The organism is Pseudoruegeria aquimaris, assembly GCF_900172235.1.
Lineage (GTDB): Bacteria > Pseudomonadota > Alphaproteobacteria > Rhodobacterales > Rhodobacteraceae > Pseudoruegeria > Pseudoruegeria aquimaris.
The window spans coordinates 38,727-63,943 of sequence record NZ_FWFQ01000004.1; the positions used below are offsets into that span (position 1 = coordinate 38,727).

Annotated in this window: 24 protein-coding genes; 9 read left to right on the forward strand and 15 right to left on the reverse strand. The window is 68.6% G+C overall.

What is annotated here, in order from left to right:
* Positions 1-56: 56 nt before the first annotated feature.
* A complete protein-coding gene (locus PSA7680_RS04130; protein WP_085867397.1) occupies positions 57-359 on the reverse strand; it encodes an FtsB family cell division protein in 303 nt (100 codons plus the stop codon).
* A 161-nt stretch (positions 360-520) separates the two neighbouring features.
* Between PSA7680_RS04130 and PSA7680_RS04135 the strand changes: the two genes are divergently transcribed.
* A complete protein-coding gene (locus PSA7680_RS04135) occupies positions 521-2,128 on the forward strand; it encodes an acyl-CoA dehydrogenase family protein (RefSeq protein ID WP_085867398.1) in 1,608 nt (535 codons plus the stop codon).
* Between the two features lie 122 nt (positions 2,129-2,250).
* Here the strand turns inward: PSA7680_RS04135 and PSA7680_RS04140 are convergent, their stop codons facing one another.
* Genes PSA7680_RS04140 through PSA7680_RS04160 form a run of 5 tightly spaced genes read right to left on the reverse strand, consistent with a single transcriptional unit; the run spans position 2,251 to position 6,762 of the window.
* Entirely contained in the window at positions 2,251-2,937 is a 687-nt protein-coding gene (locus tag PSA7680_RS04140; RefSeq protein ID WP_085867399.1) for an ABC transporter ATP-binding protein, read from the reverse strand.
* A complete protein-coding gene (locus tag PSA7680_RS04145; protein WP_085867400.1) occupies positions 2,934-3,680 on the reverse strand; it encodes an ABC transporter ATP-binding protein in 747 nt (248 codons plus the stop codon). Before PSA7680_RS04145 ends, PSA7680_RS04140 begins: the two co-directional genes overlap by 4 nt.
* Positions 3,677-4,657 carry a branched-chain amino acid ABC transporter permease gene (locus PSA7680_RS04150; RefSeq protein WP_085867401.1) on the reverse strand — a complete coding sequence of 327 codons (981 nt, stop codon included), beginning with the start codon at positions 4,655-4,657 and terminating at the stop codon, positions 3,677-3,679. The genes PSA7680_RS04145 and PSA7680_RS04150 overlap by 4 nt, the downstream gene beginning before the upstream one ends.
* Positions 4,654-5,574, reverse strand: a complete 921-nt coding sequence (locus PSA7680_RS04155; protein WP_085867402.1) for a branched-chain amino acid ABC transporter permease — start codon at positions 5,572-5,574, stop codon at positions 4,654-4,656. The genes PSA7680_RS04150 and PSA7680_RS04155 overlap by 4 nt, the downstream gene beginning before the upstream one ends.
* A gap of 54 nt (positions 5,575-5,628) precedes the next feature.
* The gene (locus PSA7680_RS04160; protein WP_085867403.1) at positions 5,629-6,762 is read right to left on the reverse strand and encodes an ABC transporter substrate-binding protein; all 1,134 of its coding nucleotides are present in this window, start codon (positions 6,760-6,762) and stop codon (positions 5,629-5,631) included.
* Between the two features lie 213 nt (positions 6,763-6,975).
* Here PSA7680_RS04160 and PSA7680_RS04165 point away from each other — a divergent pair, with 213 nt between their 5' ends.
* Genes PSA7680_RS04165 through PSA7680_RS04175 form a run of 3 tightly spaced genes read left to right on the forward strand, consistent with a single transcriptional unit; the run spans position 6,976 to position 13,060 of the window.
* Positions 6,976-9,477, forward strand: coding sequence for a calcium-binding protein (locus tag PSA7680_RS04165; protein ID WP_139838551.1), 2,502 nt, complete (start codon positions 6,976-6,978; stop codon positions 9,475-9,477).
* Complete coding sequence (locus tag PSA7680_RS04170) at positions 9,474-11,591, forward strand: ATP-binding cassette domain-containing protein (protein WP_085867404.1); 2,118 nt, start codon at positions 9,474-9,476, stop codon at positions 11,589-11,591. The genes PSA7680_RS04165 and PSA7680_RS04170 overlap by 4 nt, the downstream gene beginning before the upstream one ends.
* Positions 11,588-13,060 carry a beta-barrel domain-containing protein gene (locus PSA7680_RS04175; RefSeq protein ID WP_085867405.1) on the forward strand — a complete coding sequence of 491 codons (1,473 nt, stop codon included), beginning with the start codon at positions 11,588-11,590 and terminating at the stop codon, positions 13,058-13,060. Before PSA7680_RS04170 ends, PSA7680_RS04175 begins: the two co-directional genes overlap by 4 nt.
* A gap of 49 nt (positions 13,061-13,109) precedes the next feature.
* Here the strand turns inward: PSA7680_RS04175 and PSA7680_RS04180 are convergent, their stop codons facing one another.
* The 6 genes from PSA7680_RS04180 to PSA7680_RS04205 are packed head-to-tail and all read right to left on the reverse strand — an operon-like array spanning position 13,110 to position 18,031.
* Positions 13,110-13,346, reverse strand: coding sequence for an NnrT protein (locus PSA7680_RS04180; protein WP_085867406.1), 237 nt, complete (start codon positions 13,344-13,346; stop codon positions 13,110-13,112).
* The gene (locus PSA7680_RS04185) at positions 13,343-13,522 is read right to left on the reverse strand and encodes a protein NnrT (RefSeq protein ID WP_085867407.1); all 180 of its coding nucleotides are present in this window, start codon (positions 13,520-13,522) and stop codon (positions 13,343-13,345) included. Before PSA7680_RS04185 ends, PSA7680_RS04180 begins: the two co-directional genes overlap by 4 nt.
* 1 nt (position 13,523) lies before the next feature.
* A complete protein-coding gene (locus PSA7680_RS04190) occupies positions 13,524-15,410 on the reverse strand; it encodes a nitric oxide reductase activation protein NorD (RefSeq protein ID WP_085867408.1) in 1,887 nt (628 codons plus the stop codon).
* Between the two features lie 4 nt (positions 15,411-15,414).
* A complete protein-coding gene (locus tag PSA7680_RS04195) occupies positions 15,415-16,203 on the reverse strand; it encodes a CbbQ/NirQ/NorQ/GpvN family protein (RefSeq protein WP_370738528.1) in 789 nt (262 codons plus the stop codon).
* Between the two features lie 12 nt (positions 16,204-16,215).
* Positions 16,216-17,559, reverse strand: a complete 1,344-nt coding sequence (locus PSA7680_RS04200; RefSeq protein WP_085867410.1) for a cbb3-type cytochrome c oxidase subunit I — start codon at positions 17,557-17,559, stop codon at positions 16,216-16,218.
* Positions 17,560-17,578: 19 nt separating this feature from the next.
* Entirely contained in the window at positions 17,579-18,031 is a 453-nt protein-coding gene (locus tag PSA7680_RS04205) for a c-type cytochrome (protein ID WP_085867411.1), read from the reverse strand.
* 131 nt (positions 18,032-18,162) lie between these two features.
* On the opposite strand from PSA7680_RS04205, the gene PSA7680_RS04210 reads away from it, so the two are divergent.
* Positions 18,163-18,414 (forward strand): DUF1858 domain-containing protein, encoded by a 252-nt coding sequence (locus PSA7680_RS04210; RefSeq protein ID WP_085867524.1) that lies wholly within the window; start codon positions 18,163-18,165, stop codon positions 18,412-18,414.
* Here PSA7680_RS04210 and PSA7680_RS04215 read toward each other — a convergent pair.
* On the reverse strand, positions 18,359-19,072 hold the full coding sequence (locus PSA7680_RS04215) for a Crp/Fnr family transcriptional regulator (RefSeq protein WP_085867412.1): 714 nt from the start codon (positions 19,070-19,072) through the stop codon (positions 18,359-18,361). The genes PSA7680_RS04210 and PSA7680_RS04215 overlap by 56 nt on opposite strands.
* Before the next feature lie 154 nt (positions 19,073-19,226).
* Here PSA7680_RS04215 and PSA7680_RS04220 point away from each other — a divergent pair, with 154 nt between their 5' ends.
* The 3 genes from PSA7680_RS04220 (at position 19,227) to PSA7680_RS04230 (ending at position 21,754) form a co-directional block, all read left to right on the forward strand.
* Positions 19,227-19,661 carry a pseudoazurin gene (locus tag PSA7680_RS04220; RefSeq protein ID WP_085867413.1) on the forward strand — a complete coding sequence of 145 codons (435 nt, stop codon included), beginning with the start codon at positions 19,227-19,229 and terminating at the stop codon, positions 19,659-19,661.
* Positions 19,662-19,751: 90 nt separating this feature from the next.
* Positions 19,752-20,972 (forward strand): copper-containing nitrite reductase, encoded by a 1,221-nt coding sequence (nirK, locus tag PSA7680_RS04225; RefSeq protein WP_085867525.1) that lies wholly within the window; start codon positions 19,752-19,754, stop codon positions 20,970-20,972.
* Positions 20,973-21,010: 38 nt separating this feature from the next.
* Positions 21,011-21,754 (forward strand): formylglycine-generating enzyme family protein, encoded by a 744-nt coding sequence (locus PSA7680_RS04230; protein WP_245824437.1) that lies wholly within the window; start codon positions 21,011-21,013, stop codon positions 21,752-21,754.
* 139 nt (positions 21,755-21,893) lie between these two features.
* Here PSA7680_RS04230 and PSA7680_RS04235 read toward each other — a convergent pair whose 3' ends face one another.
* Both PSA7680_RS04235 and PSA7680_RS04240 read right to left on the reverse strand, forming a co-directional pair.
* Positions 21,894-22,553 (reverse strand): NnrU family protein, encoded by a 660-nt coding sequence (locus PSA7680_RS04235; RefSeq protein WP_085867414.1) that lies wholly within the window; start codon positions 22,551-22,553, stop codon positions 21,894-21,896.
* Positions 22,553-23,746 carry an NnrS family protein gene (locus tag PSA7680_RS04240; RefSeq protein ID WP_085867415.1) on the reverse strand — a complete coding sequence of 398 codons (1,194 nt, stop codon included), beginning with the start codon at positions 23,744-23,746 and terminating at the stop codon, positions 22,553-22,555. The genes PSA7680_RS04235 and PSA7680_RS04240 overlap by 1 nt, the downstream gene beginning before the upstream one ends.
* 163 nt (positions 23,747-23,909) lie before the next feature.
* On the opposite strand from PSA7680_RS04240, the gene PSA7680_RS04245 reads away from it, so the two are divergent.
* A complete protein-coding gene (locus PSA7680_RS04245) occupies positions 23,910-25,085 on the forward strand; it encodes an MHYT domain-containing protein (RefSeq protein ID WP_306372447.1) in 1,176 nt (391 codons plus the stop codon).
* Positions 25,086-25,217: the final 132 nt, after the last annotated feature.

Genomic DNA, 25,217 nt, shown 5'->3' on the forward strand with positions numbered 1-25,217 from the left:
GCGGATGCGAGTCTTCTTGCGTGCGCAAGAGCGGCCCGGAAGGGCGGGGCGGTGCGTCAGCGGATCACGATCTCGTCGCTGCGCACGTAGCCCAGCACGTCGCGGGCCTGCTGGTCGAGCAGGTCGAGATCGAGGTAGGCGTCCGACAGCCGCCGGGTCTTGTTTTCGTAGGCGGCGACCTCGGCGGAGAGTGCGTCCAACTCCGAACGCAGCAGTTCCGCTTCCGCTTCGATCTGGACGCGGCGGAATACGCCGTACTCGCCTTGGATCGCGGAAATCATGAACATGCTCCCCAGAATGAAGACGACGCCGTAAAGCGTCACCGACAGGAGGGAAATGCGTTTCGGAGTGGACGTCATCTGCCTGTGCCTCTGTGCGGCCTCTTTGCCGGGCCGCTGACTGCACTTTGCCACAAGTGATTCGCCGTGTGAATCCCGAAAACGAAAATGCGCGCATTTTCTTTTCATTTCAGGGGGCTCCGGGGGTAAGCTGGCGTGAATGCAGCGGGAGGAATACAGCCATGACGGGAGCCGGGGAAGAACAGGTTCCGGGCGCGGTCAGCCCCGGCAACCAGCCGCCGATCCGCCCTGCGGGCAACCTGCTGACACAGGATGTTGCGGCCTGTGATGGGCTGGGCGCCACCGCTGGTGGTCTGGTGGCGCTCGGCGGCTGGCTCGACAGCGCCGAGGCGCGCGAGATGGCGCGCGCGGCGAACCGGTTCGCGCCGGAGCTTCACCTCTTCGATCGCGGTGGCCGGCGGCTGGACGAGGTGCGCTTCCATCCCGGCTACCACGGGCTTCTGGGCAACGGTCTGGAGGCCGGCTACGCGGCATCGGCCTGGGAGGGCGCCGCCGCCGGCCATCTCGCCCATGCGGCGATGGTCTACCTGTTCTCGCAGGTGGAGCCGGGCGTCTGCTGCCCGATGACGATGACCTACGCCGCGGTGCCGGCGCTGGAGGGCAGCCCGGCGGCGGCGCTCTGGCGGCCGCGCCTCACCGCGCGCGCCTACGAGGCCGCGCTGAAGCCCCTGCCGGCCAAGGGCGCGGCGACGATGGGCATGGCGATGACGGAAAAACAGGGCGGCTCGGACGTGCGCGCCAACGTCACCCGCGCGGAGCGGGATGGCGCGGGCTACCGGCTGTGGGGGCACAAGTGGTTCTGCTCGGCGCCGATGTCGGACGGCTTCCTGACGCTGGCGCAGGCTTCGGGCGGGCTGACCTGTTTCCTGGTGCCGCGCATTCTGCCGGACGGCAGCCGCAACCGCATCCACCTGATGCGGCTGAAGGAAAAGCTCGGCAACCGCGCCAACGCCAGCGCGGAGATCGAGTATCACGGCGCCTGGGCCGAGAGGATCGGCGAGGAGGGCGAGGGCGTCCGCGCGATCATCCGCATGGTGCATCACACGCGGCTCGATACGGCCATGGCCCCGGCCGGGCTGATGCGCGCCGCGCTCACGGAGGCCCACTGGTGGTGCGCCCACCGCAGCGCCTTCCAGAAGCGGCTGATCGATGCGCCGCTGATGCGCCGGGTTCTGGCGGATCTGAGCCTCGATCAGGAGGCCGCGCTCGCCCTGGGCCTGCGCGTGGCGCGGGCGTTTGACGGCACAAGCGCGGAGGAGGCGGCGTTTGCCCGGATCGCGGTGGCGGTGGCGAAGTTCCTGAACAACAAGCGCTGCGTGAACGTGATCTACGAGGCGATGGAGTGCCTCGGAGGCATGGGCTACACCGACGATACGCCCCTGCCGATGCTCTACCGCGAAGCACCGCTGAACTCGATCTGGGAAGGCTCGGGCAACGTGATCTGCCTCGACATCCTGCGCACGCTGGCGCGGGACAGGCTGGCGGGCGAGGTTCTGCTGGCTGAACTGGAGGCCGTGCGGGGGCGGTTTGCCGCCTATGATACGGCTCTGGATGGCGTGGTTTCCGAGGTGAAGGCCGGCGTGCCGGAAGCCGACGCGCGGCGCTTTGCCGAGCGGCTGGGGGACTTGCTGGCGGCCTCTGCGCTGATGGATTCCGGGCCTGAGTCTTTGGCGGAAAGCTATGTACGGCGGCGGCTTAAAGGCGCAGGGCAGGTCGCAGGGAGTGTGGCTGGATTGGCGGAAGATGATATTTTAGCGCGGTGGGAATAAATCTCTGTTTCGCCCGGCGGCACGCCGGGCAGCGCCCGACCCGCCCGTCACGCCAGAGGCGTGCTACTCGCACGACGGCGGGCGCTTCGCTTCCGCCCCGGTTCGGGCGCTTCCCTTGGTTATCAAACACCGATGTATTGCTCCGTCACATCCGCCCCCAGCTCCGCCATTGCGCCAGCCCAGACGCTTTCCCCCCGGCTCAGAACAACCGCCTGATCGCAGATTCCGGCCAGTTCTTTCAAAGACTTATCCACGATCAACAGGCTCAGGCCCCCCTCGCGGCGCAGCTGTCCGAGGGCGGCCCAGATCTCGGCGCGGATCAGCGGCGCGAGCCCTTCCGTGGCCTCATCGAGGATCAGCAGGCGGGGGTTCGTCATCAGGGCGCGGCCGATGGCGAGCATCTGCTGCTCGCCGCCCGAGAGCGTCGCGGCGCGCTGGCCCATGCGCTCGGCGAGGCGCGGAAAGAGCCCGTGCACCCGCGCCAGATCCCAATGGCCACGCCGTGCGGCGGCGATGAGGTTCTCGCGCACGGTGAGATCGGCAAAGCAGCGCCGCCCTTCCGGCACCAGCCCAATCCCCAGCCGCGCAGCCTTGTGGCTGGGCAGGCGCGCCAGATCCTGACCGGCGAAGCGCAGGCGCCCCGCGGCGGGCAGCATCCGGCAGATCGCCTTGACGGTGGTGGATTTCCCCATCCCGTTGCGCCCCATCAGTGCCAGCGCTTCGCCTTCCGCAAGCGCAAGATCGACGCCGAACAGCGCCTGAGTCTGGCCGTAGGCGGCGGTGACGCCGGAAAGCTCCAGCAGGCTCATGCCTCTTCTCCCAGGTAGGCCGCGCGCACCTCGGCGTTGGCGCGGATTTCCTCGACGCTGCCGGTGGCGATGATGCGGCCGTAGACCAGCACGCTGATGCGGTCGGCCAGCGCGAAAACGGCGTCCATGTCGTGCTCCACCAGCAGGATCGGCGCCTCGCGGCGCAGGCCATCCAGCATCGCGGTGAGGCGCTGGCTGCCCTCGGTGCCGAGCCCGGCCATGGGTTCGTCCATCAGGAAGGCCTTGGGTGCCAGCGTGAGCGCCACGGCCACCTCCAACTGGCGGCGCTGGCCGTGTGACAGCGTGGCCACCACGCGGTGCGCCTCAGACAGCAGGCCGACGCGCTCAAGCGCGGCCTCGGCCTTGCCGCGCAGATCCCGATCCGCGCCGACGGAGCGCCAGAAGCGCCAGGGCGAGCCCGCCGCCCCCACCGCGCCGAGCAGCACGTTCTGCAGCACCGTGTCCTCCATCGCCAGCGCGGAGATCTGGAAGGTGCGCGCAAGGCCCTTCTTTGCCCGCAGGCGCGGCGGCAGCGCGGTGATGTCCTCCCCCAGAAGCTGCACGGAACCCGCATCCGGCGCGAGGCTGCCGCTGATCTGGGCGATGAGCGTGGATTTCCCGGCGCCGTTGGGCCCGATCACCGCGTGGATTTCGCCTGCGCGCAGATCGAGAGAGATGGCGTCCGAGGCCACCACCGCGCCGAAGCGCTTGGTGATCCCGCGGGCTTCCAGAACCACCGTCATGCGCCGCCCTCCCGCCTGGTGAGCAGCCCGATGAGGCCGCCGCGCCCGAACAGCACGATGGCAAGAAGCATGCCACCAAGATAGATCAGCCAATATTCCGAGAGCCCGCCCAGCCAGTGCTCCAGCATCACGAATGTGGCCGCGCCCACAACGGGGCCGAAGAGCCGCCCTGTGCCGCCGATGATGATGAAGACGATCAACTCGCCGCTCATCTGCCAGGAAAACATCGTCGGGCTGACGAAGCGGTTGAGATCGGCAAACAGCGCCCCCGCCAGCCCGGTGATCGCGCCGGAAATCACGAAGGCCGCCAGTTTCAGCCGCGTCGGATCCAGCCCCACGGTCTCCACCCGCGCGGGCGTCTGGCGGGCGGCGTTGAGGGCCAGCCCGAAGGGTGCGCGCATCAGCCTTGCGGTGGCGAAAAGCACGGCGCAGAGGATCGCGAGGCAGAGGCCGTAGAACTGGATCGGGTCCAGCGTGTTGAGCCCCGGAAAATCGTTGCGGATGTAGATCGAAAGCCCGTCTTCGCCGCCGTAGGCCGCCCAGCTGATGGTGAAGAAGTAGAACATCTGCCCGAAGGCCAGGGTGATCATGATGAAGTAGACGCCGGCCGTGCGCAGCGACAGCAGGCCGATGACCAGCGCGGCGAGTGCGGAGGTGACGATGGCCACGAGCCAGATCACCGGCATGGACTTCGTGCCCTCGATCAGGAAAGGCCATGTGCTGAGCGCCGTGTAGCTCTGCGCGTGGTGGGCGAGGATGCCCATGGCATAGCCGCCGATCCCGAAGAAGGCGGCGTGGCCGAGGCTCACGAGCCCGCCGATGCCGAGCGCGATGTTCAGCCCGGCGGCGGCCAGCGCGAAGATCACCGCGCGGGTCGCCAGCGTGATGGTGAAGGGCTCATCCGCCGCCCAGGCCCAAAGCGGCACAAGGATGAGGCCCGCGAGGATCAGAAGGTTCAGGTGGCGCTCGGTGATCATGCGCGGCTCCCGAACAGGCCCGTGGGGCGGAAGATCAGCACCGCGCCCATCAGGATGTAGATCAGCATGGAGGCCAGTGATGCCCCGGCGGAGGTGGCGGTTGCGGGCTCCATGAAGAGCTTGAACAGCTCGGGCAGGAAGATGCCGCCCAGCGTGTCGGTCAGCCCCACCAGCAGGGCGCCGATGAAGGCCCCCTTGATCGAGCCGATGCCGCCGATCACGATCACCACGAAGGCAAGGATCAGCACCGGTTCACCCATGCCCACCTGCACCGACTGGATCGCCCCCACGAGCGCCCCGGCAAGGCCGGCGAGCGCCGCGCCCAAGGCGAAGATAAGCGTGTAGAGCCTTGAAATATCGACACCAAGCGCCGCGATCATCTCGCGGTCATTCTCGCCCGCGCGGATCTGGATACCGATGCGCGTGCGGGCGATCAGCAGGCCCAGGCCGGCGGCCACCAGAAGGCCGATGCCGATCAGGGCGAGGCGGTAGAGCGGGTACTGTATGCCGCCCGGCAGGGTGACGGGGCCGGAGAGCGCGCCCGGCACGTCGAGGAAGAGCGGGAAGGAGCCGAATAGCCAGCGTGTGCCTTCGGAAAAGATCAGGATCAGGGCGAAGGTGGCGAGCACCTGGTCGAGGTGATCGCGCGCGTAAAGCCTTCGGATCACGAGGATTTCCACCAGCGCCCCGGCCATGGCGGCGGCGGCGAGGGCGGCGGCCAGTCCCAGCGCGAAGGAGCCCGTCGCCCCGGCCGCGGCGGCCGCCGCGAAGGCGCCGACCATGTAGAGAGAACCATGGGCAAGGTTGATCAGCCCCATGACGCCGAAGATCAGGGTCAGGCCGGCCGCCATCAGGAACAGCATCACGCCGAACTGCAGCCCGTTCAGGATCTGCTCGGCCAGGAGGAGTGGGGTCATGGGTGGGTCGTCTGTTGAAGGGCGCCGGGCCAGCGTTGCCCGGCGCCGGCCGTGTTACATCTTGCAGTCGGCTGCGTAGGCATCCGCGTGATCTTCGAGCGCTACGCCGATGATCTTGTTAGTATAAACGTCGCCCTCCTTGATCACCTCGCGGGCATAGATCGTCTGGATCGGGTGGTGGTTCGGCCCGAATTTGAACGCACCGCGGGTGGAGGCGAAATCGGCCGCTTCGAGGGCTGCGCGGAAAGCGTCGGCGTCCGAGACATCGGCCGCTTCCACCGCGGAGATCAGAAGGTTCGCGGTGTCGAAGCCCTGGCTGGCGTAGAGCGAGGGCAGGCGCCCGTATTCGGCCTCGAAGCTGGCGACGAAGGCGGTGTTGGCCTCATTGTCCAGATCCTTGCTCCATTGGGACGTGTTGACGACCCCGAGCGCCGCATCACCTACGGCCTGCAAGATGCCCTGATCAAAGGAGAAAGCCGGACCGACTACCGGGATGTCCACGCCGCTGTCGGCATATTGCTTCAGGAAGCTGATGCCCATGCCGCCGGGCAGGAAGAAGAACACGCTGTCCGCGCCCGAGGCCCGGATCTGGGCGATCTCGGCGGCGTAGTCCGTCTGGCCCAGCTGGGTGTAGACCTCGCCGGCCAGATTACCTTCGAAGAAGCGCTTGTAGCCGGTGAGCGCATCCTTGCCGGCCGGATAGTTCGGCGCGAGGATGAAGCTGTTCTTGTAACCTGCTGTATTCGCGTAGGAACCCGCGGCTTCATGCAGGTTGTCGTTCTGCCAGGCGACGTTGAAATAATTCTCGTGGCAGCCCTTGCCGGCGAGCGCGGAAGGGCCTGCGTTGGGCGAGAGGTAGAACTTGCCTTGCGCCGTCACCGAAGGCACCACGGCCATGGCGAGGTTGGACCAGATGATGCCGGTGAGCACGTCCACCTTCTCGGACTGGATCATCTTGTCGGCCAGCTGCACCGCCACGTCCGGCTTGCGCTGGTCGTCCTCGATGACGACCTCGATGTCATCCCGGCCCGATTGCTTGATCGCGAGCATGAAGCCGTCGCGCACGTCGATCCCCAGCCCGGCGCCACCGCCCGACAGCGTGGTGATCATGCCCACCTTCACTTCGGCCAGCGCCGGGGTGGCCAGCGCGGCCACGGCGGCCGTCAGCATCAGCGATTTCATCTTCATATCCATCTCCCTGCGGTTCTTCGGTTTTTTGTCTGCGCCACTTGAGCGCGAAACGGCCGCGAATGGAAGCCTTTGATAGCGCCGCAGGCGCCGCGGCGCGCGGGAAACCGCGAAATTGCCTAAAATGGAACGCGTTTGGCGGGCCCGCTTTTGCCATTTGGTAACGCGCGGCGCCTAGCCCTGTGGATCGATGGCTCACGCAAGGAGGCGAAGATGGCGGCCGAGGATCAGAACACCCAGGCACAGAACATGGCCGAGCAAACCGGCACGGCGGGGGATGACACGCTCGTCGGTGGCGCGGGGCAGGACAGCCTCGACGGCGGAGCGGGAAACGACGATCTTTCCGGGCAGGAGTCCGAGGATCGGCTGCTCGGCGGGCAGGGGGATGACTCGCTCGATGGCGGTGACGGCAACGATCTTGCCGCCGGCGATTACGTGGGCAGCGAATGGGAACTGGTGGACGGCGTCTGGGTCTACCACCCGGACCGCGTGATCTCCAACCCGGACTGGAACACCCTCGATCCCTTCGACACCAACTACAACGATACGATCACCACCGGCGCCGGGGAGGACGTTCTGCTCGGCAACCGCGGCAATGACAGGCTCGACGCCGGCGCGGGCGACGATCTGATCAATGCCGGCTCCGGGGTGGATACGGCCTACGGCCGCGAGGGGGACGACGTTCTCAACCTCGAAAGCGGCAATGACACAGGCTACGGCGGCGCCGGCGCGGACATCGTGAATGCCGGGGATGGCGACGATCTCGTCTACGGCGATTCCGGCGCGGTCAACCTGATCGCGGATGCGATCACCGGGTCCAAGCCGCAGACCTTCGAGCAGCATGCGCAGCAGGGCGGCTGGGCCCTGCGGGACGGCGCCGCCGGCCAGGAGATGGTGCGCAGCATCGAAACAAATGCAGGTGAAACCTACGAGCTGTCCTTCGATCTGGCGGCCAACCTTTCGGCCGGGGCCACCTCCGGCACGGTGGAGATTCTCTGGAACGGCGCGGTGGTGGATACGGTCTCCACCACCTCGGGCGCCTACCAGACCCACAGCGTGCAGGTGGAAGGCACGGGCGGGCCGGGCGAGCTGTCCTTCCGGATCGTGCAGGATCCGGCCGAGGCGGGCCCCGAGATCGACATGTCCGGCCCGATCTACAGCTACGACAAGACGATGCAGTTCGGCGGGCAGGAGGTCTCGGTGGAGGCCTTCGCACCGGGGCAGGCCAAGCTCTACCAGGTGATCGACGGGCAATTGAAGGTGTTTGATCCGGCCACCGAAACCTATGCGGATGCCGGTCCGCCCACCGGTATCAAGATCAATGCCACCGGCTTCAACGTGGAGGATGATCTCATTTACGGTGTCGCTCGGTCGACAGGTGTCGATGCACTTGGCCGCACGACAAGCCCGCCGGACCTGGTGGCTCTTGATGCAAAAGGCAACTTTTACCGAGTCGGAGAGGCACCGTTTTCGGACTACGTTGGTGATTTCGACAGCAGCGGCAATCTCTGGTCCTTCAACAGCAGCCTGAACCGGGTCGCCAAGATCGACGTGGACAGCCTCGATGCCGACGGCAACCCGGAGGTCACGGTCTACGATCTGCCCAACGATTTGCTTAAGGGGCAGATCTTCGACATCGCCTACAGCGCCAAGGACGATTGCTTCTACGCCGTGCAGGCGCCCTCCCGCAACGGCGGCAACGGCGAATTGCACCGGATCGATCTCTCCGAGGTGGGCAGCGGCGGGGAGCCGCAGATCACCACCATCCCGATCGCGGGCACGCTTTTCGGTGACACCATGCAGAGCGGTATGGTGAAAGGGGCCTACGGGGCTGTTTTCCTTGACGGGGACGGCAATCTCTTCTTCGGGCTGAACAAGGGCGATCACGATCTCGACGCCAGCACCGGTGCGGAAGGGGGCGTCTACCAGGTCCACTATGATTTCAACACCGGCTACGCCTACAACGAGTTCAAATCCACCGCGCAGACGACGAATTCCAACGATGGCGCCGTCGATCCGCGCTCGGTCGATCCCTTCGCCGAGGTGGATACCGAAAGCCCGATCCTGCTCAAGGATCCGTCGGTCGTCAGCCTCGCCGGCGGCAACGACGATCTGCGCGGCGGCGACGGCGACGACGTGATGTTCGGTGAAGCCGGGGACGACAAGCTGCACGGAGGCAGCGGCGATGACGAGCTGTCCGGCGGCGAGGGCAACGACAAGATCCTCGGCGGCACGGGGAACGACAGTCTCGATGGCGGCTCCGGCGACGACAAGCTGATGTCGGGCGGCGGGCACGATACCGTCGAGGGCGGCGCCGGCAATGACTACATCCATGCCGGCGGCGGCGATGACGTGATCGACGGCGGGGCGGGGGCCGACAAGATCGTCGGCGGGGCCGGCTCCGACGTGATCAGCGGCGGTGCCGGAAACGATCACCTCTGGGGTGGCAACTGGGCCGCGGACGGCAGCTCCGACACCTTCGTCGTGGCCCGCGGCGGCGGCAGCGACATGGTGCACGATTTCGAATCCGGCCACGACGTGGTGGATCTCAGCGACTACGGGCTGAGCTACGAACAGCTCCAGGGCCTGATGGAGGATCAGGGCTGGGCCACGGTGATCGATCTCTCCAGCATCGAGGGCGGCCCGCCCGGTGACAAGCTGATCCTGAAATCCGTCTCCATCGACGATCTCGACGAAAGCAACTTCATCCTGTGACACGCGCTCCCAATCCGGCTGCCCCGGCGGGGCCACCGGCAGGGCAACCGGCGGACATCCTGAAGATCCGCCGGCTGCTGCCGCCGCTGTTGGCCTACGGGTTCGTCAGCAACCTCGCCGCGCTGGTGACGCCGCTCTTCATGATGCAGGTGCTCGACCGGGTCGTGCCCTCGGGCAACATGGCCACGCTGCTTCTGCTGCTGGTCATCGCCGTGGCGGCGCTTCTGGCCAGCAGCCTCGTGGATTTCGCCCGCGACCGGGTGCTGGGCCGCCTGGCCCGCTGGGTGGACAGGCTCTGCACCCTGCCGCTGCTGGCGCAGCCGCCGCAGGCTCAGGCCGAGGCGGCCCAGGCCCTCGCGGCGGCCCGCGGAATGCTTTCGGGGGGCGGGCTGGTGGCCCTGTTGAACCTCGCCTGGGTGCCGGTGTTCCTGGCCGGGCTCGGGCTGATCCACTGGGCCTATCCGCTGCTGGCGCTGGTGATGGTCGCCGCGCTCTGGCTCGCCCGCAAGCTGGGCGATCTGCTGGCGGCGGATCCGCGCCAGTCCGCGGTGCAGCTCGGCGAGCAGGAACGGGCGGTTTCCGCCCAGATCGCGGCACTCGGGCGCCAGCCGCTGGGGCCTGCCGTCGCGGCGCAGCTCGCCGCGCGGCTGGACAGAATCAAGGCCGCGCGGCTGGCGATGGAGGAGGCGGCGGACGGGCCGTCCGAAACCGCGCGTGCCGGGGCGGGCTTCCTGCGCCAGATGGCACAGCTGGCGGCCCTTGCCGCCGGCGCGGCGCTTGTGGCGCGGGGCCAGATTTCCGCCGGGGGCATGATCGCGGCCTCCATCCTCACGGCCAAGGCCGTCACCGCGGCGGAGCAGGGCCTGGCCACGCTGGCCGGCAGCGGCAACCTCCTTGCGCCCTTCGCCACGCTCGCGGCCCTGCCGACGGTGGCGCAGGGCGGGCTGGAGGCGGTTCCCTTCGAGGGGCGGCTGCGGGCCGAGGGGCTGATCTACCCGCGTGGCGGGGGCGCGCCGCCGCGGCTTGAGCGGGTGTCCTTCACGTTGGAGCCGGGCCAGTGCCTCGCGGTGATCGGCGATTCCGGCTCCGGCAAGACAACGCTGCTCAAGGCGCTCGCCGGGCTGGATCCGGCGCCGGTGGGCGGGGTGCTGCTGGATGACACCGACGTGCGCCAGCTGTCCCCGCTGGCCCATGGCGCGGCGGTGGGCTACCTGCCGCAGCTCGCCGAGCTTCTGCCGGGCACCATCGCCGAGAATATCGCCGGCTTCCGCCCGGAGGCCACCGATGCCGAGGTCGTGGCCGCGGCGAAGCGTGCGCGCGCCCACGGGATGATCTCGGCGCTGCCCGAAGGCTATGCCACCGATCTCACCCGCGCGGGCAATCTGCTCACGGCCGGGCAGCGGCAGCAGGTGGCGCTCGCCGCGGCGCTGTTTCCTTCGCCGCGCTACCTCTTCCTCGACGAGCCCAACGCACTGCTGGACCGTCACGCCGAGGCAGGCCTCTGCGAAACGCTGTCGGAACTGAAGGCGGCGGGCGCGACGATCGTCATGGTGCTGCACCGGGCCGGGATCATCGGGCTGGCCGACATGGTGGCGGTGCTGGACCGCGGGCGGCTGGCCGATTTCGGCCCGCGCAGCCAGGTGCTCGGGCGCCAGGCCGAGGGCCGGCGCACGATCCGGCTGCCCCTGCGCGAAACCTCGCTCCAGGATCTCGCGGACTGGATCACGCGGCAGTTCACCCGCGCCGGGGATGCGCCCTTCGCGGCCAAGGCCGTGCTGCTGGGCACCGAGATGTTCCAGGCGGCGCTTCTGAACGGTCCGCAGGACGTGCCGCGCGAGGCGCGTCTGGATTTCAGCTTCCAGGACGACACCCATTGCACGCTCGAACTCCGGGAAGACGGCCCCTCGGAGGCGGGCAAGCGCATGGTCGAGGTGCGCGCCGCCATGGCGCAGGGCGCGCCCGATGATGCCGCCTTCAAGCCGCAGGAACGTCCGCTGGCCACGGCGGAGCGGCTGGCGAGCCGCCTGAGCGTGGAAAGCAGCGACACCCGCACCTGCATCCGTGCCGAGCTTGCCGCCCAGGGCGCCCCGGCCGATCTCGGGAGGCCCCATTGACGGCCCCCCTGCAAAAGGCGCCGGCCGCCGCCGCCGAGGCGCCCGAAAGCGGCCTGCCGCGGGAGGTGACGCGCCCGCTCACCTGGGGCATGGCGGCGATCTTCGGGTTTCTCGCCGCGGCCATCCTCTGGTCCACCGCGGCGCCGCTGACCACGAGCATCCACGCGAGCGGCCGGCTGGTGTCCAGCCTGCCGAACTTCGAGATCCAGCACGGCTACGGCGGCGAGATCGCCGAGGTCGGCGTTACGGAGAACGCACCGGTGGAGGCGGGGCAGATGCTGTTCCGCCTCGATACGCGGGTGGAGGCGGCCACCCGGCGCGAGATCGCGGCGCGGCTCGCCCGGCTGGAGGAAGAGACGGCGGTGATCCGGGCGCTCCTCGCGGAGGCGACCGAAACCGGCGGGGCCGGTGGCGGAGATGAGGCGGGGAAAGCCGAAGCGCAGGGCTTCGTGCTTGAAGGAGGGGCGGCCGGCGCGGGGGAACCGCAACCCGGGCCCGCGCTCCTGGAGGTGCCGGCCGGCGGGCCGGGGGCTATGGGCCCGGAGGCCGGGGTGGTGCGCGTGGCTGCCCGCAGCGAGATCGCCCGCCGCTACGCGCGCGAAGCCGAGGTGGCGCGGCTGCGCAAGCAGAGCCTCGAAGAGGGAGCCGAGGCGATGGAGCAGCAGGCCCGTGCCGCCTTGGCCGAGGCCGACTACCTGGCCCAGCGGCTCGCGCTTCTGCGCGGCCGCGAGGAGAAGCAGCGCCACCTGCTGGGCCGCGGGCTGACCCGCGAAACAGAGGTGGACAGGATCACCGAACAGGTGCTGGCCGTGGCCGGCGCGCAGGAGCAGAAACAGGCCAGCGCCGCGGCGCTGATGCAGCAGGCCCAGAAGGCGCGGGCCGATGCGCGCGGGATCATGTTGGAGCTGGCGGCGGCCCACCTGCGCCAGATCCAGCAGAACGAGGCGCAGGCGTCCCAGATGCGCCAGGAACTCGCCCGGCTGGACGCGGTGCTCGGCGCGGCGGTGATCGTCGCCCCGGTGTCCGGCCATGTGCAGGAGCTGCGCTTCGACAGCCCGCAGATGTATGCGCCGCGCGGCCAGACGCTCGCGGTGATCGCCCAGCACCTGGAGGAACCTTTCGCGCGGCTCACCATCCCCACGGGCAGCATCGACCAGGTGTCTGTGGGGATGCGCGGCAAGATCACCATCAACGGCCTGCCGCAGCGGGAGCTGCCGGCGCTGCATGCCACGATCACGGCGATCACGCCGGAAGCGGTGAAGGACGGCGAGGGCCGGGCCATCGGCTACTCGGCGACGGCGCGCATCGACGCGAGCGACCTGGAGGCCGCGCAGGGGGCCTTGCAGAGCCGTTTCCGGCTGGCGGCGGACATGCCCGTTTCCGCCACGCTGACGGGCCGGCAGATCACGCTCTGGCGCTACCTGACCCAACCCTTCACCAGCGCCTTCGCCGGCGCTTTCGAGGACTGAACGGCACGGATGCGCGCCGGGGCCTCGGTGGCCGGCGCGCTCTGCTGGATCAATCGGCCGGCTCCTCGGCGTCGGCGCGGGCGGCGAGTGTCAGCATGTGCCGGGCGAACCAGAGCGTGGCCGGCACCGCGATCAGCGCGCCCAGCAGGATGGACGCGGTGGTGGAGAGCACGGGCAGCCCGATCCAGGAGCCCAGCAGCGAGGCGAAGAAGACGTTCACCGCCATCGCTCCCGCCCCGAACGGGTAGAGCGCCAGCGTGAGGCGGGCCAGCGGCGAAGGCCTCATCGCCGCGCCACCAGCCGCGCCACGGCGATCAGGGCCGCGACAAACGCCAGCGATGCCATGGCGAACCAGAATTCCGCCGTGGCCGATTGCGCGTTCGGGGTGGGGCGCTCGAAGCCTGCCGCCAGCGCGGGGGCGGCTGCGAGCAGGGTGGAAAGGGCGGGAATGAAGCGTGTCATGTCAGCTTTCCTGTGTGAGGGAGCGGTAGATTTCGGGCAGGGCGCGCAACAGGCGCGCAGGCTCGGGCAGCAGGGTGAAGCCGCCCTTGCCGAAGATGCGGGCGAACCAGTCCTGCCCGTCGGCATCCACGATCACCGAATGCACGATCTGGCCCGCGCGGCGGGCTTCGCGCACGGCCATGCGGCTGTCTTCGATACCGTGCTGGCCCTCGTAGTGATCCAGATCATTGGGCTTGCCGTCGGTGAGGACGAGCAGCAGCTTCTGGCGGCTGCCTTCCTCGGACAGCCGCATGGAGGCGTGGCGCAGTGCGGCGCCGAGGCGGGTATACTGGCCCGGCTTCAGCCCGCCGATGTTGCGCATCACCTGCGCATCCATCGGATCGGCAAAGCCCTTCACCCGGTGCAGGAACACGCGATCGCGCCGCAGCGAGGAAAAGCCCCAGATGCCGCAGCGGTCGCCCGCGGCCTCGATGCCCCCGGCCAGCGCGGCCAGGGCTTCGCGCGCCACTTCCATGACGTTGGTGTCGCCGAGGCTCGCCTCGGTGGAGCGGGAGCAGTCGAGCAGGATCGCGACCGAAAGCTCGCGCTCGATCTTGCGCGACGCCATGTAGAGCCGGTCACTGCCGCGCCCGGAGGCCACCAGATCGGCGCGGGCGTTGATCACGGCGTCCAGATCCAGCTCCTGCCCGTCGATCTGGCGCGGCGAGAGCACGCGGCGCGGGCGCAGGGCCTCGAACTGGCGGCGCACGGCGGCCAGGCGGCGCGGATCGGGGCGGAACGCGGGCGCATCGGGTGCGATCTGCACCGGGGCTTCCAGCACGCGGGCGTGATCCTCCATGTAGCTGCGCGTGCGCATGTTCCACTCGGGGTAGGTATGGGCGCCGGCGAGCCTTGCGTGATCGGCCTCCTGCGGCGAGAGATCGAGGTGCAGCCGCAGCCGGGTGGCGGCCTTGCGGTCATGCTTGCTGAGGGTGACGCTCTCCTGATCCTCGGCGGCCTTCTGGGCGTCATCTTCGTTTTCGTCCTGCACCGAGCGGTTGATGTTCATGGATTCGACCCAGGACAGGATCGTTTCGAAGCGGTGGATGATGAAACTGTCGCGCCGGTTGGCCTGGTCGAGGTCGCGCCGCTCGCCCTGCTTGCGGCTTTCGACGGGAAGCGCGGGCATCGGGGCCGTGCTCTCGGCGTCCTCCTCGCGGGGCGTCGTGCCGGTCGCGGGGCGCAGGTAGCGCAGCCAGATCGGCACCGGGGCGAAGGGGGTGTAGCCGCGGGCGGGTGCGATCGGAATCTCGGCGGCCGCGCCGCCGAGCTGATCGCGCAGGGCGCGTTCCATCGCGGCTTCGGCCGGGGTGCGGGCGAGGTTTTCGCGCTGCGCGAGGCAGCCGGCGGCAAGGGCGCCGTAGGCGGCGCGCAGGCCGGGGCAGGCGCGCCAGACGGCATCGCAGGCCGCCGCGGAGGCGCGGATCTGGGCGCAGTCGTTGGCCTGCGCGCCCTCGGGCAGGTCCAGAGCGGTGACATCGGTGAGCGCGGCGGAGGCGGTGAGCCAGAGGTAGGCGGCGCGGTTCAGATCTTCGCTGGGGAAGGCGTCCATCACCGGCGGCAGGCGCAGGCGCTCGCCGTCGTATGTCGCGACGGGCGCGGCCTCTGGCCCCTTGGCCAGCCGCTGCCGCCAGCCGCGGCGGTGGGTCAGCGCCACCGGGCTGGCCGGGCCGATGTCGACGCTGGCCGCGCCCCCGAGGGCGCGGAACAGCAGGGCGGCGGAGGGGCGGATCGCCTCGAAGGGCACCGCCGCCTCGGGGAAGGCCGATCCCGGCACCATGGCGGTGGCGAGATCGTGCCAGAGGTTGCCCACGGCCTCTTCCGGTTCGAGAAAATCCAGAAGCGCCATGGGCCTACCCGTAGATCACGGCCACGAGATCGCGCAGGGCGGATTTCGTGTCCTCGTCGTCGCTCAGGGGTTCGATCACGGCGGCCTCCAGCGCGGCCGGCACGGCCATGCCGCGCGCGATCAGCGTGGCGGCGTAGACGAGCAGCCGGGTCGAGACCCCTTCCTCCAGATCCATGCCCGAGAGCGAACGGATCTTGGCCGCCAGCCGCACCAGCGGCGCGACGCGCGCCTCCTCCAGCCCGCTTTCCGCCGCCACCACGGCGATTTCCGTTTTCTCGGGCGGGAAATCGAAGCTGATGGAGAGGAAGCGCTGCCGGGTGGAGGGCTTCAGGCGTTTGAGGATGTTCTGGTAGCCGGGGTTGTAGGAGGCCACCAGCATGAAGCCATCGGGCGCCTTCAGCTCTTCGCCGGTGCGGTCGATCACCAGGGTGCGGCGGTTGTCGGTGAGCGGGTGCAGCACCACGGTCACGTCCTTGCGCGCCTCCACCACCTCGTCGAGGTAGCAGATCGCCCCTTCGCGCACCGCGCGGGTGAGCGGGCCGTCAACCCATTCGGTTTCGCCCCCCTTCAGCAGGTAGCGCCCGATCAGATCGGCGGCGGAGAGATCGTCGTGGCAGGCCACCGTGTAGAGCTTGCGCCCGGTGGCGGCGGCCATGTGCTCGACGAAGCGCGTCTTGCCGCAGCCGGTCGGCCCCTTCAGCAGAAGGGGCAAACCGTTTTTCTGGGCCATCTCGAACAGGGCGCATTCATTGCCCTGCGGTAGGTAGGCCGGGATGGCGGGGGCCTGGCTCATGGCGTTCATGGCTCACTCTCCCGGCACGGCGTTGGGGCCGGGCGCGATGACTTCGCGGCGCACCACGGCGAGGCTGTAGATGAACAGCAGCGCGCCGATCACCACCGCGAGCCCTGCGCCGAAGCGCATCATGTAGAAGACGTCGAGCGCGTCCTGCACGTCCATGTAGTAGTCGCCCACCACGCGCTGCATGTGCGTCTGGATGGTGCCGGCGAAGGTCAGCACGAAGGTCATGAAGGCCATGCCGCCCGTCATCAGCCAGAAGGAGGCCATGTTGAGCACCTGGTTGTAGGGGGTGCGGCCGCGCAGGATCGGCATCGCGTAGGAGAACATCGCGAGGTTGAGGGCCACGTAGGCCCCGTAGAAGGCGAGGTGGCCGTGGGCGGCGGTGATCTGGGTGCCGTGGCTGTAGAAGTTCACCCCGTGCAGCGTGTGCAAAAAGCCCCAGACGCCGGCGCCAAAGAAGGCCACGGTGGAGGAGCCGAGCGACCACAGAAGTGCTGCCTTGTTGGGGTGGTTCTTGCGCCCTTTCCAGACCATGACGAAGGCAAAGCTCATCATCAGGAAGAAGGGGATCACTTCGAGCGTGGAGAAGATCGAGCCGATCCACTGCCAGTAGCCCGGCGTGCCGATCCAGTAGAAGTGGTGGCCGGTGCCGAGGATGCCGGAGAACAGCGCGGTGCCGCAGATGACGTAGAGCCATTTCTCCACCACTTCGCGGTCCACGCCGGTGAGCTTGAGCATCAGGAAGGCGAGGATGGCGGCCATCACCAGCTCCCAGGTCGCTTCCACCCAGAGGTGGACGACGAACCACCAGTACATCTTGTCGAGGCTCAGGTTCTCGGGGTTGATGAAGGCGAAGATCCACAGCAGCGACAGCAGCCAGAGGCCGAGCAGCAGCACGTTGGTGATCGCCGTCTTGCGGCCCTGGAGCACCGTGAGCGAGACGTTCACGAGGAAGATCACGGCGGCCACGAGAATGCCGAATTTCACCCAGAGCGGCTGTTCGAGGAACTCGCGCCCCTCATGGATGCCCATCAGGTAGGAGACGACCGCCCCAAGCGTGCCGACCATCAGGATGGCGAGCTGGATGTAGGCGAGCTTGACGGAGAAGATCTCCCGCTCGCTTTCCTCGGGCAGCAGGAAGTAGGCCGCGCCGAAGAAGCCGGTGAGCAGCCAGACGATGAGCGCGTTGGTGTGGAGCATCCGCACGATGTTGAAGGGCAGAAGCTCGGACAGGAAATTGGGCGATACGTAGATCCACCCGGCGAGAAGCCCGCCCAGCACCTGGATGGCGAAGAGGGCGAGTGCGCAGGCGAAATAGGCCAGCGCCACTTTTTGCGATTGGTATTTCATGTGTGTCCCTCGTGATCTGTCAGCCGGCGTCGTTGGGCGGCCAGCCTTGCGTGTCGGTCTGGTCGGCCCAGCGGAGGAATTCGCTCAGGGCGCGCAACTCCTCGTCGGTGAGTTGGAAATTGGGCATCTGGCGGCGGCCTTCGATGCCGGAGGGCTGGGCTTCCATCCAGCCCTTGAGGGTCTCGAAGGCGGCCTCGGGATCGTCCATCACGCCCCAGCGCGTCATCACGTTGCCCACCTCGGGCGCGAAATAGGCGCCTTCGCCGTGCAGGGAGTGGCAGTTGATGCAGGCGTTCTTCTCCCACACCCGCTTGCCGTGGGCGACCTCTTCGGTCAGCGGCATGCCGGCGGTGGAGGTGTTCACGATGAACCGGTGGCTCTGGACGGTGAGGGCCACGAACACCACGACGAAAAACAGTGATCCGCCGTAAAAGATGTTGCGGGCCCGGGTCTTGGTCAGGATTTCTGCCATGGCTGGGCTTCCTTGTTCTTGCAGGATGCCACCGGGTCTAAGCGCTTCGGCGCGAAAGGAATTTGCGCAAGCGCAACGTTCTCGGGAATTGTCCGGTGCAGGCTCGGGGCACCATTCTTCAGAGGTTGCCCATGCGTAGACGGTTGCACGATCCCGACCTGCCCCTGGGGGAGCTGATGGACAGCTTCCCGGCGACGATCCCGGTGTTCCTGAAACACAGAATGCTCTGCGTCGGCTGCATGGTGAGCCCGTTTCACACGGTGATCGACGCCTGCGCGGAATACGGGCTGGAGGAAGAGTCGTTCAGGGCGGAGCTGACGGAAGCCGTCAGGGGTGCTGACCCTGCGCCAGCTCCACGAGACCGTGAGGATCAAGCACGCTGACGTGCTTGCGCCGGCTTTCCACGAGCCCCGCCTTCTCCCAGGCCGACATCAGCCGGCTCACCGTGTGCAGCGTGGTGCCCGTCATCTCGCTCAGGTCCTGGCGGGTGATGGGAAAGGTGATCTCAATTGCATTGCCTGTGCGCTTGCCCGTCTGGTTCATCAGCCGCAGCAGCGCGTTGGCCACGCGCTGCTCCACGTGCTGGGTGGCCAGTTCCACGATGCGCGCGTTCATCTCGCCCACGCGGGCGCCGAGGGTCTTGTAGGTTTCGGTGGCGAAACCGGGGTAGCTGGCGATGAAATGCTCCCACAGGCTGGTGGGCCAGCTGAGGATGATGCCTTCCGATGCCATGACGGAGGTGGCCGGGTAGGTGTCGCGGCCCAGGGCACGGGCGATTCCGAAGAGCTGGCCCGTGGGGATGTGCAGCGCGATGACCTGCTCGCCGCCCTCGGTGATGCGCACCACGCGCAGCACGCCGTCCAGCAGCATGTAGAATCGCTCCGCCGGCGCGCCTTCCTCGAAGACGACGCTGCCTTCCTCCAGCCTGCGCACGCTGGCGGCGTCCAGGATCTCGCGGATCTGGCGGCGCTCCAGTTGCGAGAACGGGGGCAGGTTGGCCAGCAGGCTTGGGTCGAGTCGGTGCGGGGCGGTCGTGTTCATGGGGACGTTCAATGCCCGTTTCGAGGCGGGTTTGGCCAGAGGAAAAAACGCCGGCGCAAAAAGGCGAGGGAAGTTTGTTCAAGCGCAAAGTCCGGACTCGGCCGCGGGCGTAGACCCGGCCTCGACACTGACGTGACAAGGAAAGGAACCCAGGATGTTCAAGCCACTCGCCCTCGGAGCCGTGATCGCCGCCGCCCTTGCCGGGGCCGTCTCGGCCGAAACCTTCGAAGTGAAGATGCTCAACAAGGGCGACGCCGGGAAGATGATCTTCGAACCCGACGCCCTGCGCATCGCCCCCGGTGACACGGTGAAATTCATTCCCACCGACAAGGGCCACAACGCCGAGCTGATCAAGGGCATGGCCCCGGAAGGCGCCGCCGAATTCAAGGGCAAGATCAACGAGGAGATCGACGTCACCTTCGACGTGGAAGGCGCCTATGGCGTGATGTGCAAACCGCACTACGCGATGGGGATGGTCATGACGGTCGTCGTGGGCGACGGCCCGGTGGACGTGGAGGCCTTCCTCGGTGGCCGCATTCCCAAAAAGGCGAAGGAGCGCTTCGAAGCGCAGCTCGCCACCCTGAACTGACCAAGCAGATTTTCGCGCGCGGGCGACAGGCCGCCGCCCGCCGCAAACAACTCCTGGAGGGCAACCCAGGAAAATCCAATGGAGGATGACATGTCCAAATACGTGAACCCCGGCCTGATCCCGACCAGCCGCCGCAACGTGCTGCGCGGCTCGCTCCTGGCAGGTGCCGCAGCCGCCGCCGCCGGTATCGGCCACGCCGCCGTGCGGCCCGCCCCGGCGCCCAAGGTTTCCATTCCGGGGATGCCGCTGGTGCGCACCGGTGAAAAGGTGGAGGCCGCCAGCAACGCCAAGCCGGCCGATCTGTCCGGTTACACCCGCGTGAAGCAGGAGCTCGTGGCCCCGCCCTTCGCGCCCAAGCACGACCAGGTGGCCAAGGGCGGCCCGAAGATCATCGAAATCACGATGGAAACCAGGGAAGTGCTGCTGACGGTGGACGAGGACACCGGCGCGCAGATCTGGGCGCTGACCTACAACGGCTCCGTGCCGGGCCCGCTCATCATCGCCCATGAAGGCGACATGATCGAACTCACCCTGCGCAACCCCGAAACCAGCGTGATGGAGCACAACATCGACTTCCACGCCTCCACCGGCGCGCTGGGCGGCGGCGGGCTGACCCACGTCTATCCGGGCGAGGAAACGGTCCTGCGCTGGAAGGCCACGAAGCCCGGCGTCTTCACCTACCACTGCGCCCCCGGCGGCGCGATGATCCCCTACCACGTCTGCCACGGCATGAACGGCGCCATCATGGTGCTGCCGCGCGACGGGCTGAAGGATGGCGCCGGCAACCCGCTGCGCTACGACAGCATCGCCTACATCGGCGAACAGGATTTCTACCTGCCGGTCGATGAGGACGGCAACTACAAGACCTACGAGGCCGCCGGCGACGACTACGCCGACTCCGTGGAAGCCATGCGCAGCCTGAAGCCGACGCACTGCGTCTTCAACGGCTCCGTCGGCGCCCTCACCGGGGAAAACGCGCTGAAGGCCAAGGTGGGCGACACGGTGCTGATGATCCACAACCAGGCCAACCGCGACACCCGCCCGCACCTGATCGGCGGCCACGGCGATTACGTCTGGGAGGCCGGCTCCTTCACCGATGCCCCGCTCACGGGTCTGGAGACCTGGCTCTGCCGCGGCGGCTCGGCGATGGCGGCGATGTATACCTTCCGCCAGCCCGGCGTCTACGCTTACGTCAACCACAACCTGATCGAAGCCGCCCTGCTGGGCGCCACCGCCCACTTCGTGGTGGAAGGCCAGTGGGACAACGAGCTGATGGAGCAGGTCGTGGCGCCGCGGCCCTACGGGGCCTGAGGCCGGGAGACAGGCTGACAGCCAGGCAGGAGAGAGCGATGGGCGCAGGAGCGAAAACCCTTCTCGTTTGCGGAATTGGCGGTGCTGCACTCGCCGTCACCGCGGCGCTCATCGCAACCAAAGGGGGCACGGATCTGTTCCGTGCCCCCGATCTGTCGCTCGTGCCGCAGATGGCGGAAGCGCCGGTGCCCCTGCCGGACGGCCGCGCGATCCACGTGCAGAAATTCGAAGTCACCATCGCCGAATGGGCCCGCTGCCACGCCGCGGGGGCCTGTTCGCTGGCGGTGAAGCCGCGGCCCGGGTTCGATCCCGAGACGACCCCGGCAACCGGGCTGAGCTATGTTGACGTGGGCGAGTATCTCGCCTGGATCAACGGCGAGACGGGGCTGAACTTCCGCCTGCCGACGATGGCGGAATGGGAGGCCATGGCCGCCCCGGTGCTGCCCGAGAAGCCCGATCCGATCTTCACCGATCCCAGCCTGAGCTGGGCCTCGTCCTACCTGACGGAGAACGTCCCGGCGCGGGCGCTGAAACCCTCGGGCAGCTTCGCCGTCACCGCGGAAGGCGTCGCCGATCTCGACGGCTCCGTCTGGGAATGGACGCAGGACTGCTACAACGACAGCGATCCGAGCCGCTGCGCCGCCTTCTACGTGGGCGGCGAACACGTGGCCGCCATCCCGCTGCTCGTGCGCGATCCGGCGCGCGGGGGCTGCGCCGTGGGCGCTCCGCCCGCGCACCTTGGGATGCGGCTCGTGTCGGATGATCCGGTGCCGACGAGCTGAGGCCGCGCCCGGCGGCGGCGCGCGCCGTCGCAACAGGGCGGGCGGCCGGAAGACAACCGGATCGACGATGGGGGAAAACGCCCGGCGTTTGAAATGCGCCGGGCGTTTTTTGCTGCATGGGGGATCCGCCGCGGGCGGATCAGGGCAGGGGGGAGACGCCGATCACCAGCGGATGCAGGGCGATGAGCGCGCCGTAGAGGCCGAGCCCCGCCAGCAGCCGGGCCGGTTCCAGCCGCAAAGGCGCGGTCTGCACCTGCTGCCATAGCTTCCGCCAGGCCGCGTCACCCATCAGTCGCTTTCTGCGGCGGTCGACGAAGCGCCCGCCAAGCGCGGCGAATCCGGTGAAGAGGCCGAAGAGGATCACGTGGGCGAGATCGCCGTTGGCCAGCAGGTGCGCCGTGCCCCAGCAGGCGAGCGCCGCAAGGACGGGGTGGCGCACCAGCCGCACGATGCCGGGGCGGGCCGGGTCGAAGCCCTCCGCCGGCCCGCCGAAGGAGAAGGGGTTCGGCCGCCCGATCGAGAGCCCCAGCAGCAGGCAGGCCAGCAGCATGAGAGCGAGCGTCGCATGGGTCAGCCCCGGCGTGCGGGGCCAGAGCAGCACGTAGGGCGCGCGCCCGGCGGCCACGATCAGCCAGGCCAGCGCCCCCAGCGACAGCGCCGAATAGGCCGAGGTGAAGCCCCGCGCGCCCAGCAAGGCGACCGCCCGCGCCCGATTGGCCGGGCGCAGGGGCAGCGAATGGCTCAGGAAGAAGGCCGCAAGCGCGGCCGCGAACCCGGCCCAGCCGAACAGGGCGTCCATCAGGCCACCTCCGCGCGCGGGCGCAGCAGCATCGGGCCGTAACGCCCCAGGAAGACGGCAAATCCCGCGATCCAGAGCGCCCCCGACAAGCTGTAGAGCAGGTGGGCCGAGGCCGGGTCGAGCCCGGCGAGGAGCCGCGCCGTCATCGCCCCGAGCAGGCAGGCGTAGAGTGCCACGGTCGCCGTTCCGGCGTGCAGCGCGCGGCCGGTGTGGCCCAGCGTGGCCCGCGTCATCACCGCGATCGTCATCATCGTCACCGCGCCGGCTGTCCAGATGTGGAGCGCCGTGGCGGTGGCATCGCCCGCGATCAGCGCCGCGCCGAGGGCGAGCGCGCCCAGCGGCACGAAGGCATAGGCCAGGTGCAGCACCAGCAGCAGCGGCTCCGCACCGGTGCGCAGGCCCTGCCAACGCGCCAGCCGCGCCAGGTGGGCGAGTCCGGCGGCCAGCAGCGCCCATCCCGCCCATGGCGCCTGCACGACCCAGAGCGCAAGGGCCGCGGCCAGCAGCAGCAGGCTCGCCTTGTCGAACCGCTGCATCGGCGGCGCCGGGCGGGCCTCCGCGCCGCGCTGCGCCAGCCAGTTGCGCGTGAAGGAGGGAACGATGCGCCCGCCCACGACGCCGATCATCAGGATCGCGCTGCCCATCAGCAGCCGGAACCCCGCCCCGTGCACCGCGCTTTCACCGCGCAGGGCGGCGAAGTCGAACAAGGCCGCGCCGGCGATGAAGGCCAGCAGCAGCACCAGCATCACGAGGTTGCGCCAGTTCTTTCCCGCGACGATCTCGCGCGCAAGAAACCCGGCCAGCACCACGAGCGAGCCCAGGTCCAGCGCCATGAACAGCCAGCCCGGCAGGCCCGCCGAGACGAGCCCGGCCACGCGCCCCAGCCCCCAGAGCACGGTGAGCCAGGCGAGCGGCAGCCCGACGACGGGCAGGCGGCCCGTCCAGTTTGGCACGGCGGTGAGCAGGAAGCCCCCGAGCACCGCGCCGAGGTAGCCCACCAGCAGGGCGTGGGCGTGCCATGAAACCGGATCGAACCTGGTAGGCAGATCGAGCCCGCCCGCCAGCATGGCGATCCAGAGCGCCATGGCGAAGAGCGCCCAGAGCGCGGCGAAGAGGAAGAACGGGCGGAACCCGTGGGAAAAGATCGCCGGGCCCTGCCAGGCGCGGCGACGGTCTGAGGATGTCTGTTGCACGATCGTCTCCTTTTTGCCGCCCTGCTTGCCGCAAACGGGCAGTGGAAACTTTGCGCCGGCGCAAGCTGGGCGCGATTTCACCGGCAAGATGGCGCGGCGGGGGCGCGGGAAAAGGGCCGCGGCGCAAGGGTTTGTCACGGCTTGGGCGGGGAGCGTCTTTGACTTGCGCGCAGGCTTTGGTATCACGGGCAGGCTTGAGGCAGGGGAGGGCGTCGGGCTGCTGGACCATTCACACAACTGGCTGCTGGTGGCCGCATCGCTGGCGGTGGCGCTGATGGCGGGCTTCAGCGGGCTGTCCCTGACGCGGGGCGCCTCCGCTCTCGGCGTGGCGCAGCGCAAGCTGATCGTGGTGATCGCCGCGATCGTGCTGGGCGGCGGCATCTGGTCGATGCACTTCGTGGCCATGCTGGGGCTGCGGCTGCCGATCCTGTTCTACTACGACGGGCTGATCACGCTGATCTCGGCCCTCATCGCCATCCTGATGGTCGGTATCGCATTGCTGTTGCTGCATTTCGGTCCGCGCACCCCGGCGCGCCTCGTGGCGGCGGGCGGCATCGTCGGCCTCGGCATCGCGGCGATGCATTACGTGGGCATGATGGGCATGGAGCTCTGCCGCCCGGTCTTCTCGGCGTTGGGGGTGGGGATTTCGCTCGTGGCGGCCGTGGCGCTTTCGGTGATGGCGATCTGGATCGCCTACGGCGCACGCACCAAGGGGCACATCCTCTTGGGCACCGTCTGCTTCGCGCTTTCCGTCTTCGCCGTGCATTTCATCGCCATGATGGGCACCGGCTTCGTGGCGCTCGACACGCCCGATGCCGCCGGCCCGGCGCTTTCGAACGCGGTGCTGGCGATGGGGGTGACGGTCGCGGCCTTCATGATTTCGGGCACCTTCCTGCTGACGGGCGTCAGCTTTCTGGCGCCGGTGGAGCCGGGCGGGTCAGGCGCGGATGGCTCGGCCGTGGCCGGGGCCGGTGGCGGCGCTGCACCGGAACCGGGCGCAGAGGCGCTGCTGACGGTGCCCTTCGAGAAGGAGGGCCGCACCCAGTTCCTCGACAGGAGCCAGATCGCGGCGGTGCGGGCGGAAGGCCATTACACCATCCTCTACGCAGGCGCGGAGAAGCTCTTCTGCCCGTGGTCCATCTCCGAGGCCGAATCCCGCCTCGCCCCGGCCCAGTTCCTGCGCGCCCACCGCAGCTACCTCGTGAACCCGGCGTTCGTCACCGGGTTCGAGCGCACGAAGGACAGCGGCGCGCTCTATTTCGAGGATGTCGAAGCCCTGCCCAAGGTTCCGGTCAGCCGGTCCCGTTTGCCGGAGGTGCGCGCGGCGCTGGGGCTGTAACGCGCAACTCGCGCCATTCGTGAAACCCATTCGCATTTCGTGCAGCAAGCCCTGTTTTTCATGGCTTGATCGTTTGCCCGCGCCTGCCTCCGGCGCAGGGTGATGGAAGGAGCGCGCGAGGAGGCGCGCATG

Coding starts and splice junctions, on each gene's coding strand:
- PSA7680_RS04130 (WP_085867397.1), bottom strand. CDS start 359: ATGACGTCCACTCCGAAACGCATTTCCCTCCTGTCGGTGACGCTTTAC.
- PSA7680_RS04135 (WP_085867398.1), top strand. CDS start 521: ATGACGGGAGCCGGGGAAGAACAGGTTCCGGGCGCGGTCAGCCCCGGC.
- PSA7680_RS04140 (WP_085867399.1), bottom strand. CDS start 2,937: ATGAGCCTGCTGGAGCTTTCCGGCGTCACCGCCGCCTACGGCCAGACT.
- PSA7680_RS04145 (WP_085867400.1), bottom strand. CDS start 3,680: ATGACGGTGGTTCTGGAAGCCCGCGGGATCACCAAGCGCTTCGGCGCG.
- PSA7680_RS04150 (WP_085867401.1), bottom strand. CDS start 4,657: ATGATCACCGAGCGCCACCTGAACCTTCTGATCCTCGCGGGCCTCATC.
- PSA7680_RS04155 (WP_085867402.1), bottom strand. CDS start 5,574: ATGACCCCACTCCTCCTGGCCGAGCAGATCCTGAACGGGCTGCAGTTC.
- PSA7680_RS04160 (WP_085867403.1), bottom strand. CDS start 6,762: ATGAAGATGAAATCGCTGATGCTGACGGCCGCCGTGGCCGCGCTGGCC.
- PSA7680_RS04165 (WP_139838551.1), top strand. CDS start 6,976: ATGGCGGCCGAGGATCAGAACACCCAGGCACAGAACATGGCCGAGCAA.
- PSA7680_RS04180 (WP_085867406.1), bottom strand. CDS start 13,346: ATGAGGCCTTCGCCGCTGGCCCGCCTCACGCTGGCGCTCTACCCGTTC.
- PSA7680_RS04185 (WP_085867407.1), bottom strand. CDS start 13,522: ATGACACGCTTCATTCCCGCCCTTTCCACCCTGCTCGCAGCCGCCCCC.
- PSA7680_RS04190 (WP_085867408.1), bottom strand. CDS start 15,410: ATGGCGCTTCTGGATTTTCTCGAACCGGAAGAGGCCGTGGGCAACCTC.
- PSA7680_RS04195 (WP_370738528.1), bottom strand. CDS start 16,203: ATGAGCCAGGCCCCCGCCATCCCGGCCTACCTACCGCAGGGCAATGAA.
- PSA7680_RS04200 (WP_085867410.1), bottom strand. CDS start 17,559: ATGAAATACCAATCGCAAAAAGTGGCGCTGGCCTATTTCGCCTGCGCA.
- PSA7680_RS04205 (WP_085867411.1), bottom strand. CDS start 18,031: ATGGCAGAAATCCTGACCAAGACCCGGGCCCGCAACATCTTTTACGGC.
- PSA7680_RS04210 (WP_085867524.1), top strand. CDS start 18,163: ATGCGTAGACGGTTGCACGATCCCGACCTGCCCCTGGGGGAGCTGATG.
- PSA7680_RS04215 (WP_085867412.1), bottom strand. CDS start 19,072: ATGAACACGACCGCCCCGCACCGACTCGACCCAAGCCTGCTGGCCAAC.
- PSA7680_RS04220 (WP_085867413.1), top strand. CDS start 19,227: ATGTTCAAGCCACTCGCCCTCGGAGCCGTGATCGCCGCCGCCCTTGCC.
- nirK (WP_085867525.1), top strand. CDS start 19,752: ATGTCCAAATACGTGAACCCCGGCCTGATCCCGACCAGCCGCCGCAAC.
- PSA7680_RS04230 (WP_245824437.1), top strand. CDS start 21,011: ATGGGCGCAGGAGCGAAAACCCTTCTCGTTTGCGGAATTGGCGGTGCT.
- PSA7680_RS04235 (WP_085867414.1), bottom strand. CDS start 22,553: ATGGACGCCCTGTTCGGCTGGGCCGGGTTCGCGGCCGCGCTTGCGGCC.